Genomic DNA, 18,417 nt, shown 5'->3' on the forward strand with positions numbered 1-18,417 from the left:
TAATAACGGCCAGGTAGTTCAAGCTAAAATCCGTAAATCAAAGACAACCAAGCGTTCATTTTCCAAAACACAACGAAACTTAGTACGCAAATAGCGAGCGAATTCAACATAGTAGTCAAGCCACCAGAAGGCAGGCCATCCAAATACGATGAAACTTGCGCCTGCACGGTGCAATCGCTCGAATTCTTGAATTGCGATCGCATCATTTGCTGGTGGGCCCCAATAGAGACGATTTTTTTCTAGAAAGGGGATTGACTGACTATTTTCAAGTAGTTGATGTTGCCCGAATTCATTCATGTCAACTAAAATATATTCTTGTTCTCCAGGAATGAAAGGTTCTAGTTCTTGCCCTAAATCGACCATACTTTGCAGAGATTGATGATAAGAACCTTTCCAATGTTCAAAAGCATCATCAATTTCAATCCCCTGGTCTTGTAAATACTCGCGTAGAACTGCCACTTCATTGTGATAGTGGTTAAGTCGCCAATTGTAAGTACGCTTGCTAGTGCCATTGCTGGCATGAATGCGATACAAAGCTTGATATTCAGGAATGCGCTTGATGCTGCCAGAAAAGGGAGCAAGAATTGCTAGGTAGGAATCGGCATTGAATCGATAGCGGCTTTCCGGCAAGGGCAAAATCTTTTCTAAGTAGCTGCGCGACCAAGCATTGCCACTGGTAGGGGAGAAAATATGACCTTCTATACCACCTTTAATCTGGGCATCACGCAAATCTCCCTCTGACAAAGGATCTTCGGGAATTAACTTTCCTAACAGCTTGCCATGAGGGTCAATGGCAGACAGAGGCCAATGTACCTTAACTACATTTGGATCGTGCAGCAGTTCAACTGCTTTTCCAATAGCACTAGGGAGTAAAACATCATCTGCATCCAAGAAGCAGATCGTTTTACCTTGGCTAATCTCAAACCCGGAATTGAATGCAGAGCCTTGGCCGCCATTCTCCTTGAACAAAGGGATAACTCGTTCTCCATAATCAGCAACGATCTGCCGTGAATTATCCGTTGAGCCATCATCAACCACAATTACTTCTGTCGGCTGATAATCTTGATTTAAAGCACTTTCAATCGCTTCAGGCAGAAAATGCCCGTAGTTGTAGTTATTGATGATAATACTAGCTAAAGGTTTTTTCATGAGCGTAGGTCGAATACGATCGCACAGTCATTTCGCAACACACAGGGGAATTTTTGACTTAAATAGTCATAAAATTCAACGTAATAGTCCAGCCACCAAAAAGTGTGCCAAAGGAAAACGATCGCACTAGCACCTGTTTGATGCAGGCGATTAAATTCTCGAATAGCCGTTTCGTCATCTGCTGGTTGCCCCCAATACTGCCCGTTGTGTTCTATAAAGGGGATAGTCTGGAAATCCTTGATGATTTCGTTACCGTTTAGGATGTCCTCATCGACCAAAATAAAGGATTCCTGCGGTGATATCAGAGTTTTGAGTTCTTCTCTAATTGCATGAAGCTGACCGATGCGATTTCGCTCCATAACAAAATCTAAATCTGCGGTTAGACCAACCAGATTCCACTTTTTTTGAATGCGATCGATCTCGCTAGCAGCTTGTTGAAGATCCCATCTTTGGCAAAAATAGTCGAGTTCATCTAAATGGGGAGGATAAGGATGCCAAAAATGAATAACAGATTTCGGCTCAAACACAACTGGAATTTTGGCATTATATAAAGCCAAACTAGAATCGATCCAATCTAGATAAATAACATCTCCATCGAAAGGATTAACTTTGTCAAAAACACTCCGGCGATAAAGCTGACAGTGAGCCTCTCCAGATAACTTTATCGTTCGGCGATCGCAACCTTTATCGAGTTGGAGATCGCCTGTCGGTGGCAAGATTTCCCATTTGACTCCGTTGGCTGTTTGCACTGGCTGAACCTCACCCAAGCCTGGGTCCCAGTGAATTTTTGTCTCTCCTGGAACCCCTTCAATAATGCGTGGGATTGCCACATCTGCGGGATGTTCTTCACAGGCGGCGATCAAATAGGATAACCAGTCCTCCTCAACCAGAACATCATTCTCGATAAAACACACAAAATCATCTTTAGCTTCTTGAATCACCAAGTTTTTTGCTTGGTTAGGCATTAAATAACGATCCGCGCGCAGGATTTTGACATTACTACGCCCTTCTAACACCTGTTCCATCTGCTGCCAATATACCTTTGGGGTGTTGCCATCCACCACAATCAGGTTAAAGGGGATACAGGTGTAATCAAAAATTCGCTGCAAACATTCAGCAGCCAGAGAAAACTGTTCGCGAGGAGAAAAGCCGATAGTTACTGTTGACATCATAATATCTCCAAAACTCAATGGCAGTTAGTTCATTGCCGCCTCTAGCAGAGACGAAAGAACTTTATCTGAATCAAAATATTCCTCTGCTAACCTCCGTGCTGCATACTGATGTTGCTTATAATCAGCGTTGATGGCTTCTACACCTTTGACTGCCTCCTGTTGGTCGCGGAAAGTTAAAATCCCTTCTCCGATGGGCAGCCAATCGCTTAAGCCTGTGTCTTGAACTAAAATGGGCTTACCGGAGGCGAGATAACAAACGCTGCGATCGCTAAACCAGCCACCTTTGGTAGCAACATAACCCTGTTTTGCGACTCCAAACTCAGCACGGGATGCTTGGACGAATTTCTGATAAGATTCTGGTGTAAAGGATGCCAGCCATCCGGGAATCACCTCCCAGCCCGACTGTGATAGTTCATTAGGAAAGCCGCCGCTTAAGGCAATCCGAAACTGCTGTTTGGTAAGTTGTGGTATATCAATAAACTTTAAAAATTCTTTATCCTTGTTACCGTAAGTGACTCCTTCGTATACCACCTCACGATAACTGTGCCACTGCATAATCGAACTGAAGTGGGTAGAGTTATCGTTCTCATTCACTGGCCAGTAAGGCAGTACTACAAGAGGTAATGTCTTGAGCCAATGCCTACCGTTTGTGGGGATGAGACAGTCTTCAGCATCAATGCGTTGCCCAATCGTGAACAAGCGATCGCAATGTTCAATCGTCTGTACTAATTCCCCATGACCGCTAGCAATGTTAATCTGAGTGAAACCGGGATCGGCATCAATATAAATCCGGCGTTGCGGCAGCCTATATTCCTCTCTCCAGAAAGAAATTGGTGAGCCACGGACAATCATTAAATCAGCTTGGGAACAGATGTCTTTAAACTCGTCAACCTGCATCCCGACAGAGCGATCGCCTGAACGATAAATCCACTGGTTTTTGAAACCAAGCGGTTCTAGGCAGTTTTTAACATAATTTGTCGGATAGTCTAACTCCGTCGTGATTTGCTCGGTTTCCCAGTTATAAACCCACGACTCTAAACCGCATTCTTCCAAGTAGAAAATATCATGCCCAAGGGCACGCAGACCCAGAAGGTATTGTAGGTCAGACCAGGCGTTGCCCCCTATAGGAAATCGACCGATAGCACTAGCAAAAATTATAATCATCCGACCTCAACTCTTTCTAACTCGTCTTGAACTGTAAAGTCCAGTTCGCGCTGGAGATTGAATACAACAAAATAATTGTTTTCTAGGATGCAGTCGAACTTTGTCTTTAGATAGTCGTAAAATTGAGAATAGTGATCGAACCACCAAAAGGAAGACCAAGCGAAAACAATAAAGTTGGCTTTTAATTGGCGCAACCGCTCTAGCTCTTGAATGGCAGTGCTATCATCCGCAGGTAAACCCCAGTATTTTCCTTCGCGTTCTAGAAAAGGTATAGTCTTCCACTGGGCAAAAGTCTCTTTACCAAGTCTGTCCTCATCAACGAGAATAAAGGTTTCATCTTTGGAGATAATGGTTTCCAATTGTTTTACCGATTGTTTAACCTGCTTTAGCCAGCGTGCTTCAGAGCCTTGGCTATAAGATTTTGCAAGCTTTGAACCAATAACAGGTAAGTATTCAGTGGCAACAATTAAATCGCGCCCCAAATTTTGTTGATGATTTTTCGCCCATTTGGCTAGTTCACTGTAGCAAAGTAAGCGATCGCGCCAACTCAAAGGCGCTCGATTGATGCCTGCCATATATTCGGCAAACATCCTCCAGGAAGGGAAAATCAGCTTTCCAGCCATTTTGGGATCGAACCAGACAATAGCCTTATGAGGTTGTCGATAATCAAAGGCACGCGATCCTCGTTGACTGTGGTCTCGACTGTAGAAGAGATACTCAGGAATCTGATAAAATCTTCCATGAAGACTTAATTCCGCAAGTAAAGGCAGATCGTGGGCCGGATAATTTCCCAACAAAGGAGTTTTGTTCAAAACATCCGATCGAATTAACCCTGATATCGGATTAGATGACTGGAAAATTTCCTCACTAATAAACTCCCGAAATCTTTTGTAGGGAATTGTTGAATTTATCTCTAGGTTAGATTTTAACTGTTTGAAAGGTTTTCCTTGAGCATTAATAGTGATTGTCCTGGCATGGCACAAGATGATTGTCGGCTCTCGATCGAGAACTTTGACACATTCGGCTATAAAAGTAGGCGCACAGACATCATCATGAGCGGCCCATTTGAAATATTCGCCAGTAGCTGCTCGAAACACACGGTTAAAATTGTCGGCAGCTCCAAGATTTTCTGAATTACGATAGTAACGAACTCGCCGATCTTGAGTTGCATAGACCTGACAGATTGCTTCAGTGCGATCGGTCGAAGCGTTATCCGAGATGATTAATTCAAAATCCTCAAATGTTTGATTCAGAATAGAATCAATCGCCTCTTTGATAAAATTTTCTCCGTTATAAACAGGAAGACCAATACTTACTTTTGGTGATTGATGGTTCATTTTTTATTAATCTCTCACATTTATTTTAAATTTGTTAAAGATTTGATTTAACTGATAATTTCTCTTTCTTTATAGGCAGTCAGGAAAATGAAGATATATAAGGTATATTCGTAGTTAAAACTGTCTCCAAAAGTCGAGGGAGCACTACTTTGTAACTAAAGAATTGCTCGGCTAATTCCCTTGCTGCCTGACAGTGAGCTAGATAATTTGTATTAACGCGCTCGATGCAATCTACCGCTTCTTCCCAAGATGAAAACGCCAACACACCTTGCCCCGTCGGCAACCAATCGCTAAATCCGGTATCTTGTAAGATCGCGGGACGACCAGCAGCGAGATAGCAGACGCTGCGATCGCTAAACCAACCGCTACGGGTTTTGACATAAGCTTGTTTGGCAACGCTAAACTCCCCACGGGAGCCAGTCAGGTAAGTTATGTAGGTTGACAGACTAGCGCTAATTTCCTTACCATCTCGAACTAACCAACCTGCTGCCTTTAAAGATTTCGTAACCTCTACTATTTCTGCATCCTTGCCAGCAAGAGCAAGTTCGAGTTTCTGCGAACAGTAACTAGGGAGTTCCAGCAGGCGCATGAATTCCCGATCTTTCTGTCCATAATCCTCACCTTTATAAGTCACGCCTCCATAAGCATTCCAATTAGCAATTGTCGTGAATGGTAAATCTGCGCGTTCTTCGCCACGATCTTCGGGAATAAGTATCGGGCTTTTCCATATCTCTGGTACAACAGGCGGCACAGTGGGGAGCCATTCAATTCCATCACTCGGTATGCCGCAATCGGGTTGTCCAATATTAACGCCATAACTAAAGTAGGCGTGATACTCGTTGCGACCCTCTGCGGCGAACGTCCCAATCTGGGTAAAGAACGGGTCCATGTCGATTAATACTCGATGTTTGCATAAAAGAAATTCAGATAACCAGCAAACTCCACCGATATTTAATAGCAGATCCGCCGTCCTGAGCATTTGCTTTATTTCTTGCCAATCTGCACCGTAGACATCTCCTGTATCCCGATTCACATAGCAAACTGTTGCATTCACGCCATAACTGTGCATTAGTGTTTGGACTGCCTGAAGTCCAAAGCCTGGGTCATCACTGTAATTGTGGGCGATGGGGTTATAGCAAGACCCAGCCCAGCCGCTTTCCTCCAGGTATAAGATTTCATGCCCCAGATAATGTAGCCCTAAAACATAATGAAAGTAGGCTAAGAGATTGCCAGCTACAGGATGTCGAATCATATATCCGCAAACAACAATGCGTGCCATACTTATAACCCCGCTCGTTCCATGAGATTGCCAATCACTTTCTCTGCGGCAAAGTACTCTGAGGCAATTTCACGAGCTGCCCGACAATTGCCTTCGTAGTCGCTTTCGATCGCGTCCACTGCCGCGAGAATATCTTCCATAGTGTTGAATGAAAACAATCCCTTACCCGTGGGCAAGAACTTGCTAAACCCTGTTTCTTGGGTAATCGCAGGACGCCCTGCTGCCAGATAGCAGGCAGAGCGATCGCTAAACCAGCCACTATGCAGTCGCGTGTATTGATCTTTTGCTACAGTAAATTCACCGCGCGATCGCTGGATATAACTGCGGTAAGAATTCAGATTTTGGGAGAGTTCCATTGAATCTACCTGGCTCCAACCGTATTTTTGCAGCAGGTATCGCACATCCTGACTAATATCAGCCGCCGCAATCTCAAATTGCACTGAACGCAGCAACGGCAGCTCGATAAATTTTTCAAACTCGCGTGCCTTCCGCCAGTAATAGGTTTCACCTTGATAGGTAATATCTTTACCTCCCTTGTTGTCCCAGGTGGTAATGGTGTTGTAAGCGATGCCTAGCGTGTTATCTGACGTATGCCACAAATCTGTTGCGATCGGTTGACGAGTCGGCAACCATTGAAAGCGGGAAGTTGGTACTCCACAATCAGGCGCACCCAGATTTTCTCCAAAGCTAAAGTGTGTGTCATGAGCTTCCAGATCGGCAATTAAGGTTTCGTCTCCTTGAACAACCCGAATCTGAGATCCAACTGGATCGGACTCAACATAGATGCGGCGACGACAAGCCAAATGCTCCTCACGGATTTCTTGAGCGCCAGTTACATTCAAAAATGCATCTGCTTCCTTATATAGCTTGAGGATTTGGGTTTCGCTCATCCCATAACACTCACCCCCTGGATAATGACCGCGAAATCCCCAACGCTCTTTAAAGCCATAGGCCTCCAAAATTGGTGCGACTCGCTTAATATTCTCGGTAGCGTCTGGAGATAGATCGTTGATTAAGGGGTTGTAAACCCAGCGTCCTGAATCTTCGATGTAGTAGGGGTCATAGCCGAGTTGACGCAGCCCCAACATATAGTGGAGAAATTGATAGGTGACTCCTGCTAGGGGATACCAAAACAAAATCCCGAAGACAATAATTTTTCCCTTACTGAGGAGTTCACGATTCATGCTCGCTACCTCCCGCCTTCTGCCTCCTGTCTTCTGCCTCCTGTCTTCTGCCTCCTGCCTCCTGTCTTCTGCCTCCTGCCTTCTGCCTCCTGCCTCCTGCCTCCTGCCTTCTGCCTTCTGCCTCCTGCCTCCTACCTCCTGCCTCTAACTGCCGAACGATCCGGGCAGGATTACCAGCCACAACAGTGTATGGTGGAACATCTTGGCTAACAACAGATCGGGCACCAACGATCGCTCCTTCACCGATTGTCACTCCTGGCAAAATACAGGCATCAAATCCAATCCAGACGTTATCTTGAATCCAAATTGGTTGGGCTGGGACATCGGCGCTAAAAGATTGAGAAGCTTGACACGATGCTCGTTCTAAAATCTGTCGTCGCTTGGCAATGTCGAATGGTAAGCGGTAGGTATCCATGAGGACGACTTGCCAGGAGATTAAAGCATAATTGCCAATCTTCAATTCGGCATCGCAGACGATGCGGGCACCATGAATCAATGCATATTCACCCACCTTTACCTGAGCGTCGGAACCCAGATCAAACATAGTATCTTTATATACAGCAGATGCTTTACCCAATCGTAGCCCTACTGGCAATTGGCTGCGGTAAAGTTTAAAGCTGAGACTAGTCTCAATGTAAGTGTCGTCTCCTAAAACAACATTGTCGGGAATTGTTCCCGGATACCAGTCCCACGGTAATGTTCGTGTGGCTTCCATTAGGCTTCTACCTCCCCAATCACCTGGGCTGGATTGCCCATCACCCTGCTACGGGGCGGTATATTCCGTGTCACCAATGCTCCAGCCTCAATCCAAGCTCCCGCACCGATGCGAACTCCTTTGAGGATTGTGACATTGGGACCAACCCAAACATCATCCTCGATAATCACCGGCTGGCGCATCACAGGAGGGCGGAGCCGTCCTTTTCCCAGAGGAGAGCAGGCGATCGCATCTGCAATTCGTTCTGCTGGTGCAATTGGATGAAAGTCAGTATCAGCGATCGTGGTATTCCATCCCAAAACCACATAGTTGCCGATGCAAATTTCCTGTTCGCAAAGCAAGATGACACTTGTCAAATAGCAATAGTTTCCAATTTCAACCCTAGCAGTTTCGCCTAGCGCCAAGTGGACATAATCCAACGTGCAGTTTTCTCCAACGAGCAGCGCGGGATTGACGCGGCTCTGAAAGCGAGCAAAACAGCGCTCATCATGGTTGATAACACTGTTGAGTCCCACCTGGACATTGGGTGGAAGAGCTATTGTTTGGCTGGGTAAATCATTCACAAATTCAGAGGAGCGCTGCATGTTGTAATGCGAATCAAAGTGGGTTGGTAAACGGTCGGTTAGAGTGTGAAAAATCAGTATAATTTCGTTATTAAATTAATCAATATATTCAGTGTTTTAATCCTCGAATAGTTTGGGCAATTGCTGTGTCTAGTTTCTAAGCTGATGCTGGTTAAGTTGAGCCAAAGTGTAATTTATACAGTTTTTTGTAATAGCCACTAACCGCTAGCAACTCCTCATGAGTTCCCATCTCTACTACTTTCCCCCGATCCAAAACTACGATTCGGTTGGCTCGTTGAATTGTCGAGAGGCGATGGGCAATGATAAACGTAGTCCGTCCTGCCATCAGTCGCTCTAAAGCTTCCAGCAGCAGAAACTCGGTTTGAGCATCTAGGGCGGAGGTGGGTTCATCCAGAATTAGCACTGGAGCATCCTTGAGTAGGGCGCGGGCGATCGCTAACCGTTGTTTCTCTCCTCCTGAAAGTGTGGCTCCGCGCTCACCAATTACCGTGTCATAACCTTGGGGTAATCGTTGAATAAAGGTGTCAGCATTGGCAGCTTGGGCGGCTTTGACGATCGCTTCCCGGCTGGCATTAAAGCGGCCATAGGCAATGTTCTCAGCAATAGTTATCGGCAGTAAAAACGGCTCTTGCAGTACTAGGGCAATCTGCTCACGCAACTTTTTGACAGGCACGCTTTGGACATCCACCCCATCAAAGAGAACTCGTCCCTGCCAAGGATCGAAAAAACGGAGAATCAGGGAGACTAAGGTAGTTTTGCCAGCACCCGTTGCGCCTACCAGTGCGATCGTTTCTCCCGGTCGCGCTTCTAGGGTAATTTCTTGAAGGACGGGATAGTTGGGTTCGTAACCGAAGGTGACTTTCTCTAAACATACGCGTCCGCGTCCTCCCACTGGACGAACTGGCAATGGTCTAACATTAGGAGCATCCTGCACCCCATCTTGAGCATCCAAAACCTCTAACACTCTCCGAGCACTAGCAGCTGCACCAGCAAAACTCGACGACATATAAGCTAGAGTCGCCATTGGCACGTACAGGGATGCGAGATAAGAGAGGAAGACTAGTAAAGAACCAATTGACAGTGACCCATCCAAAACCTGAAAGCCACCGTAAGCCATGATTGCTGCTGTTCCAACTGCGGTTACACCTCCCACCCCAACTTTGAATTGCATTTGGGCAAGGATAGAGCGTACATAAGCTTGCAGGGCTTTTTGAGACAGGTAGCGAAAGCGCTCATCTTCGTGTGCTTCACGTCCGAATGCTTGAATAATCGGTATTGCTGTCAAAGTCTGCTCGCTGAGTGCGACGATCTCACCTTCATATTGTTGATACTGATAGGTTCGTTCAGTCATGGGCTGGTTAAAGACCCAAATTAATAACATTATTAAAGGAGCAATCATCAGCGAGAGCAGTGAAAGCAGGTGATTAATCTGCCACATCACGGCGAACATTGCGACCAAATTCACCAAGGAAGTAAGCACGGGCAGAAAAACCCCCATTGCCAGATTCTGAATACAGATGCTATCGGTCATTACCCGCCTGACCAGATCGCCTGCACGCTGTTGGTTGTGGAATCTCAAAGAAAGATGCTGTAAGCGATCGAACAGTGCTGCTCCCAAGTCATAAACCATCTGGCTGCCAACACCAGCTCCAACATATTCCTGTATCAGCCGAACTCCCTCACTGGATAAAAATAAAACGATTGTGGCAGCTGCTAACCAAGCGAGCAACTGCATATCGGATTCACTACTAGGCAAGGTTTTGAGCCAAAGAACGCTATTTGGCAGCGATTGGTTGTTCAGGACGCAATCAACAATCAACTTCAAAGGCCAAGGCTTGAGTACATTTAGCCCGACATTAATCAGCATTAGCAGCATGACAAAGGTGAGTCCGCGCCAACGAACCAGGGCGTAACGTGCCAATCGCAGCCACCACAGTTTCATAGAACGACCTCCTGCGCCGGTTTGGAAAACTGCAAGGAGTGCAAACGATGATAGAAACCACCGACAGCCAGCAACTCCTGGTGCGTTCCCATCTCCACAACCTTTCCCTGTTCTAGAACCACAATCCGATCTGCTCGTTGAATCGTGGAAAGCCGATGGGCAATGATAAACGTAGTCCGTCCTTCGATCAGGCGATCTAAAGCTTCCAGCAGTAAAGTCTCAGTCTGGGCATCCAGGGCAGAAGTGGGTTCATCGAGAATCAGTACTGGCGCATCCTTGAGCAGCGCGCGGGCGATCGCTATTCGCTGTTTCTGTCCTCCAGAGAGGAGCGCTCCTCTTTCACCGATTGGGGTGTCATACCCTTGGGGCAACTGTTGGATGAAGTCGTTTGCCTTAGCTGCTTTAGCTGCTGCGACAATCTTCTCTAAACTTGCTTTTGGACACCCGTAGGCAATGTTCTCTGCCACCGAGAGCGGCAGTAAAAACGGCTCTTGCAGCACTAGAGCAATTTGCTCGCGCAAGCTTTTCAGTTGTACATCTCGGACATCCACCCCATCAAAGAGGACTCGTCCCTGCCAAGGGTCAAAAAAGCGGGGAATCAGGGAAACCAGTGTACTCTTACCAGCACCTGTCGCGCCTACTAGGGCGATCGTTTCTCCCGATCGCGCTTCCAGGGTAATTTCTTTGAGGACGGGATAGTTAGGTTCGTAACCGAAGGTGACTTTCTCTAAACATACGTGTCCGCGTCTTCCCACTGGAGGAACTGGCAATGGTCTGGCATTAGGAACATCTTGTACCCCATCTTGAGCATCTAAAACTTCTAAAACTCTATCTATATTTGCATCTACAGACTTCAGACTTCCATAGATGCCAAATAGACCCTTAAATGCTCCTTGTATAGATTGTAGATATGCTAAGAAGACGAGCAAGCTACCAATACTCATAGCCCCCAATAACACTTGCTGCCCGCCCACATACAGAACGATCGCAGTACCAATCGTTGTCACAGTACCATTCGCCACACCGTAAACACTCTTGAGCAGAGTTTCGCGTTGTGAGAGAACAACTGCGTCTGCCGCTAAATGCTCAAATTGCCGGGTATTGTAACTCTCTCTACCAAATGCCTGAATCATCGGGATTGCTGTTACCGTTTGGTGGACAAAACTGGTGAGGCGGGACTGGGCTTCACGGTTAAGTTTTGTCCGGCGCTTGAGTCGGGAACCAAAAACAAGGGCTGAACCGCCCATCATTGGGGCTACGAAAAGCGAAAGCAGCGTTAGTAAAGGACTCAAATTCCAGGCGACGAGGCTAATAGTTGCTAGTGTCAGCAGGTATTGCACAGGTGAAATCAGCAAAGCACCGCTTAAGGTATAAACGCAATAGGTATCTCCGGCCAGACGGCTGAGGGAATCACCTACAGTCCGTTGGCTATGGAACAGCAGTGAAAGGCGTTGCAAACGATAGAACAGTCTTTGGGCAAGTTCGTAGACCATACCTTGCCCAGCAGCGCTCCAGGCCCAGCTAAGGCTAGTTTCTAGGGTAGCGTTTAAAGCATAAAGTCCAAGGCTACAAACAGCGGCGACAACAACCAGCAACGCTGGTGTGAGCGCCAAGTTAAAAGTCTCCAGGAATGAGCGAACCGATGGGGGGATGACTGCCTGGCCGAAAGCATAATCCACCAAGATTTTCATTGGCCAAGGTTGAAGTGTGGCGGTGGCTGAAGTGCCAGCCGTGAGACCGAGGATTGCGATTAAGGTACGCCACTGGCGCAGCGGATATCGGAGCATCTGTCCGTATCGATGCATTATTGCTTTGATCTCTTGCCTCACTTGCAGATTTACCTCTCGTCTGGCCATTTGCTTACTGGAGTACCAAGACGTTTGTCATGGCTGTAATATTACACTTTCTGCGACAGACTGGTTATTGGTGGTTTGTATTGGCAGCAAGTAAACTCTTTTGGCAACAATCTCCAGTACTTGGTAAAGAATACGTCCCAACTGGAAGTTCTGATATAAGATGACAGTGGCATTCAGCGTACATAGTGCAATTGTGAGTGTTGCTACTTCTGGCATTCCCAGAACGATCGCCAAAATTGCGAACAGACAATAGCCAACCATCGCCATAATGGCTAACTGTGACATTCTCAGGGCACACCGCACTCTCAAAACTCTTTTGTTACCTCCATGATTTTCAGTACATACTTTCAGCTGAACTTTTGACCAAATCCCCTGGTAAATCTCTAAATCCCAGTCGCTCCAGCCTTGATCCATTGCAATGAAATACTTGCAAGGCAGGAGTAAATCCATCACTTTTTGCAGCAGATTCTCCTTCTCTATTCCTGCATCTGTCCAATAGGACAACTCATAGGCCCGATCGCGCCAGGAAATATTTACTTTGTGCGCTGGCGAATCAAATTGAATTAAATCTGCTTGAGTTAGTGTTTGAGTCATTTTTTTTAATGCTTCTATTTTTATTTACAGTTCGTCAAACTTTATCGGCTCGGCTTTCTTAAGTTCCTTAATCCGCCACTTATAGCGCTCTATACTACGTACAATTGGCCCCAAGTAAATTAGTAGCGCCACCAGCAACCGTGCCCTTCTTTTGAGAAAACGAGAGTCAATCCGCGCTTGTATAGCACCAGCTACACACCAGGTAAAAGAGATGAGGAACATTGCTGCACCCAACCACGGGCGATCGCCAGATAAAAGCGCAGACACAAATAGGATCGAAGCTGCGACATTCCACTCCAGTGTCAGCGGGAGGTAAGAGATCAGAGACGAGGAAGGCTCGTACAAGGTTTGAAACAGACCCCGACCAAACACCCCGGAGTAGATAATTGGTTGACCAATACGAAGAAATGTTGATAAATCCCCGTAGATTCTCCCCAACCAAGAAGGCTGTCCCAAAAGGTTAAAGCGGTAGGGATGCTGAAAATAAACGAGCGCTTCTGCCTTGCCATAACCTTGCTGCTGTTTGAGATAGGCAGCTACTGTGTTACGGCGAAAATGCCATACGATTGCAGTCGGGCTAAAACCAATGGTGTAACCTCGATCTTGCAGTCGCCAGCAGATATCGACATCATCACCAGCAGTACGAAATATCGGGTTGAAACCGTTAATTTCTTGTAGAACCTCCCGACGAAAAGCCATGTTGCAGCCAGCAATATGTTCGGCTACTTCATCACTCAAAAGTATGTGGGTAGGTACGCCAGGGGAGACAGCAACGCAGGCGGGAACAAGAGAGTCTTCCGGGGGAGATAAGTTTGGCCCGCCTACAGCAGCTAGACCAGAGGAGAGAAACTTGGCGACTAGATAGGTGAGCCAGTCTGGATCTGCCATACAATCAGAATCTGTATAGGCCACAATCTCGCCAGTTGCGGCGGTCATACCGACGTTGCGGGCGACGCTTAATCCTTTATTCTCTTGGCTAATTAGGCGTACATAGTCGTAACGCTGAGTAATTTCGAGAGTGCGATCGCTCGATCCATCATTAACTACAATGACTTCATAGTTGGGATAGTTGAGTTCTTTGAGAGAAGCTAGACAACTATCCATCGTGCGTTCAGCATTGTAAGCGCATACAATCACTGAGACTTTAGGATACTCAGATAGCGCTGGCGGTAGAGGCGCTGTGTAATACTCCTGAACTGTCTCGAAGGCGGGCTTTTTGAGCCGTTCGGCGTCAACTAGACCAAAAGCCCAGTCCTGTATGGCATATCCGCCAGTAAACCATTCATCCGTCCAAGAAAATATTATTGTCCCGGCTGCTCCCATCTCAAAACTAGATGACAGCTTTTGAGAGAGAATTTCCGCTTGGGCTTGGGTTCCTTCGCGCATCGAGTCAACGCCAAACTCACTCAGCACTAGAGGTTTATCCTCGGCTAGATTATGGAGTCGTGAGAGGTAGCGACGAAAATCTGTTTCCCGATGCAAGTAAACGTTAAAGCATGAGAAATCAGTAAAGTCAATATTTAAATACTCTGTAGAGGGGTAATTGGCATAGCTCACCAAACCTTCGGGATCGCTGTCTTTTGCTACCGCCATTAACTCTTTAATAAAAGCCCGAACTGGTTTTGCTCCATGCCATCGGACAATATCTGGAGGAATCTCATTGCCCACCAAATAGGCAAAGGTGGCGGGATGATTCCGGCAAATTTTAACTCCTTGAACAATGCAGTTACGGATTTCTGCTTTTACAGCAGAAGAGTTAAGGAAGGCAATATGCTGAGACCAAGGTATACCAATTAACAGCCTCAGACCAGAGATTGCAGCTAGATCCAACAACCAATCAGGTGGAACAGTATAGGTACGCAGACAGTTAGCCCCCATTTCTGCCATCATGGCGAAATCTTTTTCCACAACTGATTTTTCTGGAAAGGATTCACCGTGGCTACCAATGGAGAAAGGGCCGTAACTAACTCCTTTAAGAAAAAACTTTTTATCCTTAATAAAGAAAAACTTACCTTTTACTGTGACTGCCTCGCCTTGTGCAAGTGGTTCAGCACAGAAGCCAGAAGGTGTTGAAGTCAAGTTTCGCAAATTACCCCCGACAATTCCCTGCAAATTTATTTCCTTGTTGCTGAAACGCTACGTCAGTTTGCTCAAAAAAAAGAAACACACATATACTTAGTTCAATGTATTGGCAGCATATTTTGCGTTAGTACCGCCACAATCGCGATTAATTAACAACCTTGTAATACTTAAGAGTGTGTCAGAAGTGCGTTTGCGATCGCGTTTACGAAAATGTATGAATTAACGTATACTTTCAGTCCAGTTTTGTATGCAGTTGCTCGATCGAACTAGCAACGCTAGTTGCTGAGTCAGTTGAAAAATGTGTAGTTGAATACATAGATTCAGCGTTCAATTTCAGCCAATGGATGAAATTTTGCCAAAACTTTTATACTACATATACTCACTCTAAAAAGAGTACTTTGAAAGCTTGTTACTACTATGACTTCATAAAACTGCTAGCTGCTGTATCTCATGAATATTTTAGGGGTGGGTAACAATAACGTTGCTAAAAGACTCTCTGGTACGGTGGGAGTGACTTTACAACAAGCACTATTAAGGCAATCTACCAATAACTGAGTGGCTGTGTAGTACTGCTTGAGTATTTCTTTTTGCTCCTCGCTGAACTGCCATTGATGACCAATGTTGCGACACTCAACTATCGCCAACCTCAAATTATTAGCCCAAGTTTGACCGTTAGCATTCCACCATTCTTTTGACTTTTCTCTGCCTTGAAATGGAGTTGGTAATTGTTCTTTAAGTTTTTGCAAAGAATGCTGTAACTCAGGGTGACAGGCAAGAATTCGGTCATCAGGGAGAGCAAAGCTTAAAGCCAAAACTCGATCTAAAGTCGGCTCGTTAGAGAGGGCAACGCTTAAGTGAAGGGCACACTGAAGAGTTATATCTAGAGCTAAATCAGGGGTAAGATTACTAGTAAGTCTGAGATCGATGCCAAGGGAAAAAGCCAAGTCATTAGTCAAGCTCAGATCGTCGAGAAGTTCTAGGGTTAGATAAAAGGCGCGTATAGCTACTCTTTTATAAGTAGACTGAACTGAAAGAGACTTATGGTTAAGCCAGTTGAAGAACTTTTGTAATTGCCGATCGAAGGCGACAAGCCGCTCGATATGTTCCTTCATTAATTGCAACAGACAAGTCGGATTATCCAACATACCAGCGGTTAGTAAAAAGATTTTGCGCCAACGTGGTTCAGTTAAATGGTTAACCAGATCGATTAATTTTTTTTCTAATATTTGGGGGTTGGCGCTAGTAACAAAATTTTTAGCTGTTAAATACTCCTGAAAAGCTATATGCGAAAACGAGTAAATTCCCCGCGCCTGCTCTATCAGTAATCCATGTGTCTCAAGCAATTTCAGCACTGCTTCACTGTTGAGTTGTAGTATATCAGGCTCAGTTTGGGCTATGGGTAAGTTACAGAGGTAATCTGTAATGTATTGCTCGACAATACTTTGTGTGAAAAAGTAATGACCTTGTTTAAACGTACTAGCAGCAATTTGACTCAGCAGTTCAACCTTCTGAGCTAAAGACAAATGAAGATAAGTTTCATCTCGTTTAATGTTCCTCACTTTATCCCAGCGATTGAGCAAAATGTCAAATCCTTGCTTGTAAAATTCGACCCTTCTAATTGGAAAGTCCGAGCAAGCTTGAAACACACAACAAGCCAAATTAAGCAAAAGTGGTCTGACAGCTAGTTCTCGAATTTGTTGATTCTCTAATAACTGTAATTTTTGCACGAATCGACAAGCTAAAGTTTTTCCCTTTTCGATGGAATTCTTGCTAACATTGACAAACCAATTTTGTACAAAAGCCTCAATTTGAGAACAATCAAAATCAGCGATTTCAACATCGCTAAATTCTTCGAACTGATACTGTTGATAACCGATACGACATGTTAGGACCAACTTATTTTGGTAATAGTTTGCAGCAAAGCTGCGAATTTTAGTGATGATTTTGGCGCTATCATCTTCTGGAATTTCATCTAAGCCATCCAGTAAAATTAATATTTTGCCACTAACTAGTAATGTTTGAATTTCTTGGTCTGAAGCACCGCAGTCAGCAAGCTCTTGACTAATATAGTTTAATAAACTATAATCTCCGGTTTCTTTAGCATCCTCGGCAAAGTTTTTCAAGCGAATAAAAATTGGTATCCGGTCTGATAGTAATTTGCCTTGATTACATTGCATGGCAATATACTGTAAAAACGTGGTTTTACCAGACCCTGGTTTACCTAGTACCATGAGTTTGGGATAGGTGATAACTGCTTGGATTGCAGAAACTCGTTCTTGATAAAGTTGATTACAAGCAAAACAGTTGAACTCTTCGGGAATTAAGCTTTGGAGATCGAGGATATCTACCCATCTTCGACTTGTAATATGATTCAGAATATTGGTGCTGACATAAATTTCTTCTAGTTGAATTGGTTGATCGATATCTAACAATCGCGTAGTAGCACATTGGGATGTAATCTTATCACTTAGACGCGATCGCAACATTTGCACTAAGCTTTCGGTATCTTGGCAGTTTTCCCATTCTTGGTTGTTTTCTGTCAGTAGCTTCTGATTGGGTAGTTCAGCAATATCTTGCCAATCTAAACCGAGTCGAAAGCATATTTCCATAAAGTTCTGACGCTCAATCGGCTTGCCTGTAAAAAATTTCCAGATTGGTTGCCGAGTCTCAAGCCCTATCTCGCTAGCTAAATACTCTTGCGTCCATTCTCTAATTTTAAAAGCCTTTTTTGCTTTCTCAATACCTACAGTAGATGCTTTCAACGAACGTCGTGCCATAGAGCAGTTTTTTAATCTCCAGTTATTAACTTAAGGAAATATTTAATCAATTAATTATTGATTCATAATTATGTCACTTTCATGTTTAAGTTTTATCAATTTTTTTTGATATATTTAAACAAAAAAATGTAGCTAACGTAATCGATGTAGTTTCACTGATATTTATTAATGCGATCGGTTTAATTGCTGGTTTTTAAAACTAACTAATTTATTTGGAGGTTTTCTTCCCTCTTATGGCTTATATTTTACCTTTCTTTTGAAAAAAATGTTTTTTATGATTCGTGATTTTAAATACGAATGAAAACAATTTAATTAAAAGTAGGAAAGGTAGGAAAGGTAGGAAAGGTAGGATAGATATACAAATTAAAGCAAACCAATCTGATATAACTTATACGTTAAGTCATACATGCTCCTGAACGCGATCGCAAACAGATTTATTGGATTCATCCCTTATTTAGAAGAACCTTGCTATTAGGTATCCCAAAAGATAGTTGCTATTTTCCCAGTACTGAATGTAAACTTTCAGACTATTTTTAGATTGCGATCGCCTTGATGAAATTCTCAAAGGTTTTACTTGAAAAA

At 44.6% G+C, this 18,417-nt stretch carries 13 protein-coding genes; all 13 read right to left on the bottom strand.

Translation table 11 applies throughout. From position 1 onward, the window contains the following. Window positions 1–18 precede the first annotated feature (18 nt). Window positions 19–1,149 (bottom strand): glycosyltransferase family 2 protein, encoded by a 1,131-nt coding sequence (locus AC1F2U_RS08515; protein WP_480260704.1) that lies wholly within the window; start codon window positions 1,147–1,149, stop codon window positions 19–21. After that, entirely contained in the window at window positions 1,146–2,321 is a 1,176-nt protein-coding gene (locus tag AC1F2U_RS08520; protein WP_480260705.1) for a glycosyltransferase family 2 protein, read from the bottom strand. Before AC1F2U_RS08520 ends, AC1F2U_RS08515 begins: the two co-directional genes overlap by 4 nt. 24 nt (window positions 2,322–2,345) lie before the next feature. Next, complete coding sequence (locus tag AC1F2U_RS08525; RefSeq protein ID WP_480260706.1) at window positions 2,346–3,485, bottom strand: glycosyltransferase family protein; 1,140 nt, start codon at window positions 3,483–3,485, stop codon at window positions 2,346–2,348. Next, on the bottom strand, window positions 3,482–4,822 hold the full coding sequence (locus tag AC1F2U_RS08530; RefSeq protein ID WP_480260707.1) for a glycosyltransferase family 2 protein: 1,341 nt from the start codon (window positions 4,820–4,822) through the stop codon (window positions 3,482–3,484). Before AC1F2U_RS08530 ends, AC1F2U_RS08525 begins: the two co-directional genes overlap by 4 nt. 79 nt (window positions 4,823–4,901) lie before the next feature. Beyond that, the gene (locus tag AC1F2U_RS08535; protein WP_480260708.1) at window positions 4,902–6,101 is read right to left on the bottom strand and encodes a hypothetical protein; all 1,200 of its coding nucleotides are present in this window, start codon (window positions 6,099–6,101) and stop codon (window positions 4,902–4,904) included. Between the two features lie 2 nt (window positions 6,102–6,103). Next, on the bottom strand, window positions 6,104–7,285 hold the full coding sequence (locus tag AC1F2U_RS08540; protein ID WP_480260709.1) for a hypothetical protein: 1,182 nt from the start codon (window positions 7,283–7,285) through the stop codon (window positions 6,104–6,106). Then, window positions 7,275–8,000 (bottom strand): acyltransferase, encoded by a 726-nt coding sequence (locus tag AC1F2U_RS08545; protein ID WP_480260710.1) that lies wholly within the window; start codon window positions 7,998–8,000, stop codon window positions 7,275–7,277. Before AC1F2U_RS08545 ends, AC1F2U_RS08540 begins: the two co-directional genes overlap by 11 nt. Continuing rightward, complete coding sequence (locus tag AC1F2U_RS08550; RefSeq protein ID WP_335191942.1) at window positions 8,000–8,584, bottom strand: acyltransferase; 585 nt, start codon at window positions 8,582–8,584, stop codon at window positions 8,000–8,002. The genes AC1F2U_RS08545 and AC1F2U_RS08550 overlap by 1 nt, the downstream gene beginning before the upstream one ends. Window positions 8,585–8,735: 151 nt before the next feature. Then, window positions 8,736–10,526 (bottom strand): ABC transporter ATP-binding protein, encoded by a 1,791-nt coding sequence (locus tag AC1F2U_RS08555; protein ID WP_480260711.1) that lies wholly within the window; start codon window positions 10,524–10,526, stop codon window positions 8,736–8,738. Beyond that, on the bottom strand, window positions 10,523–12,382 hold the full coding sequence (locus AC1F2U_RS08560) for an ABC transporter ATP-binding protein (protein ID WP_480260712.1): 1,860 nt from the start codon (window positions 12,380–12,382) through the stop codon (window positions 10,523–10,525). Before AC1F2U_RS08560 ends, AC1F2U_RS08555 begins: the two co-directional genes overlap by 4 nt. 27 nt (window positions 12,383–12,409) lie before the next feature. After that, window positions 12,410–12,976 carry a hypothetical protein gene (locus AC1F2U_RS08565; protein WP_480260713.1) on the bottom strand — a complete coding sequence of 189 codons (567 nt, stop codon included), beginning with the start codon at window positions 12,974–12,976 and terminating at the stop codon, window positions 12,410–12,412. 24 nt (window positions 12,977–13,000) lie between these two features. Continuing rightward, complete coding sequence (locus AC1F2U_RS08570) at window positions 13,001–15,088, bottom strand: glycosyltransferase (protein WP_480260714.1); 2,088 nt, start codon at window positions 15,086–15,088, stop codon at window positions 13,001–13,003. Window positions 15,089–15,492: 404 nt separating this feature from the next. Further along, window positions 15,493–17,835, bottom strand: a complete 2,343-nt coding sequence (locus AC1F2U_RS08575; protein WP_480260715.1) for an NACHT domain-containing protein — start codon at window positions 17,833–17,835, stop codon at window positions 15,493–15,495. Window positions 17,836–18,417 lie beyond the last annotated feature (582 nt).

The organism is Nostoc sp. LEGE 12454 (assembly GCF_056620565.1).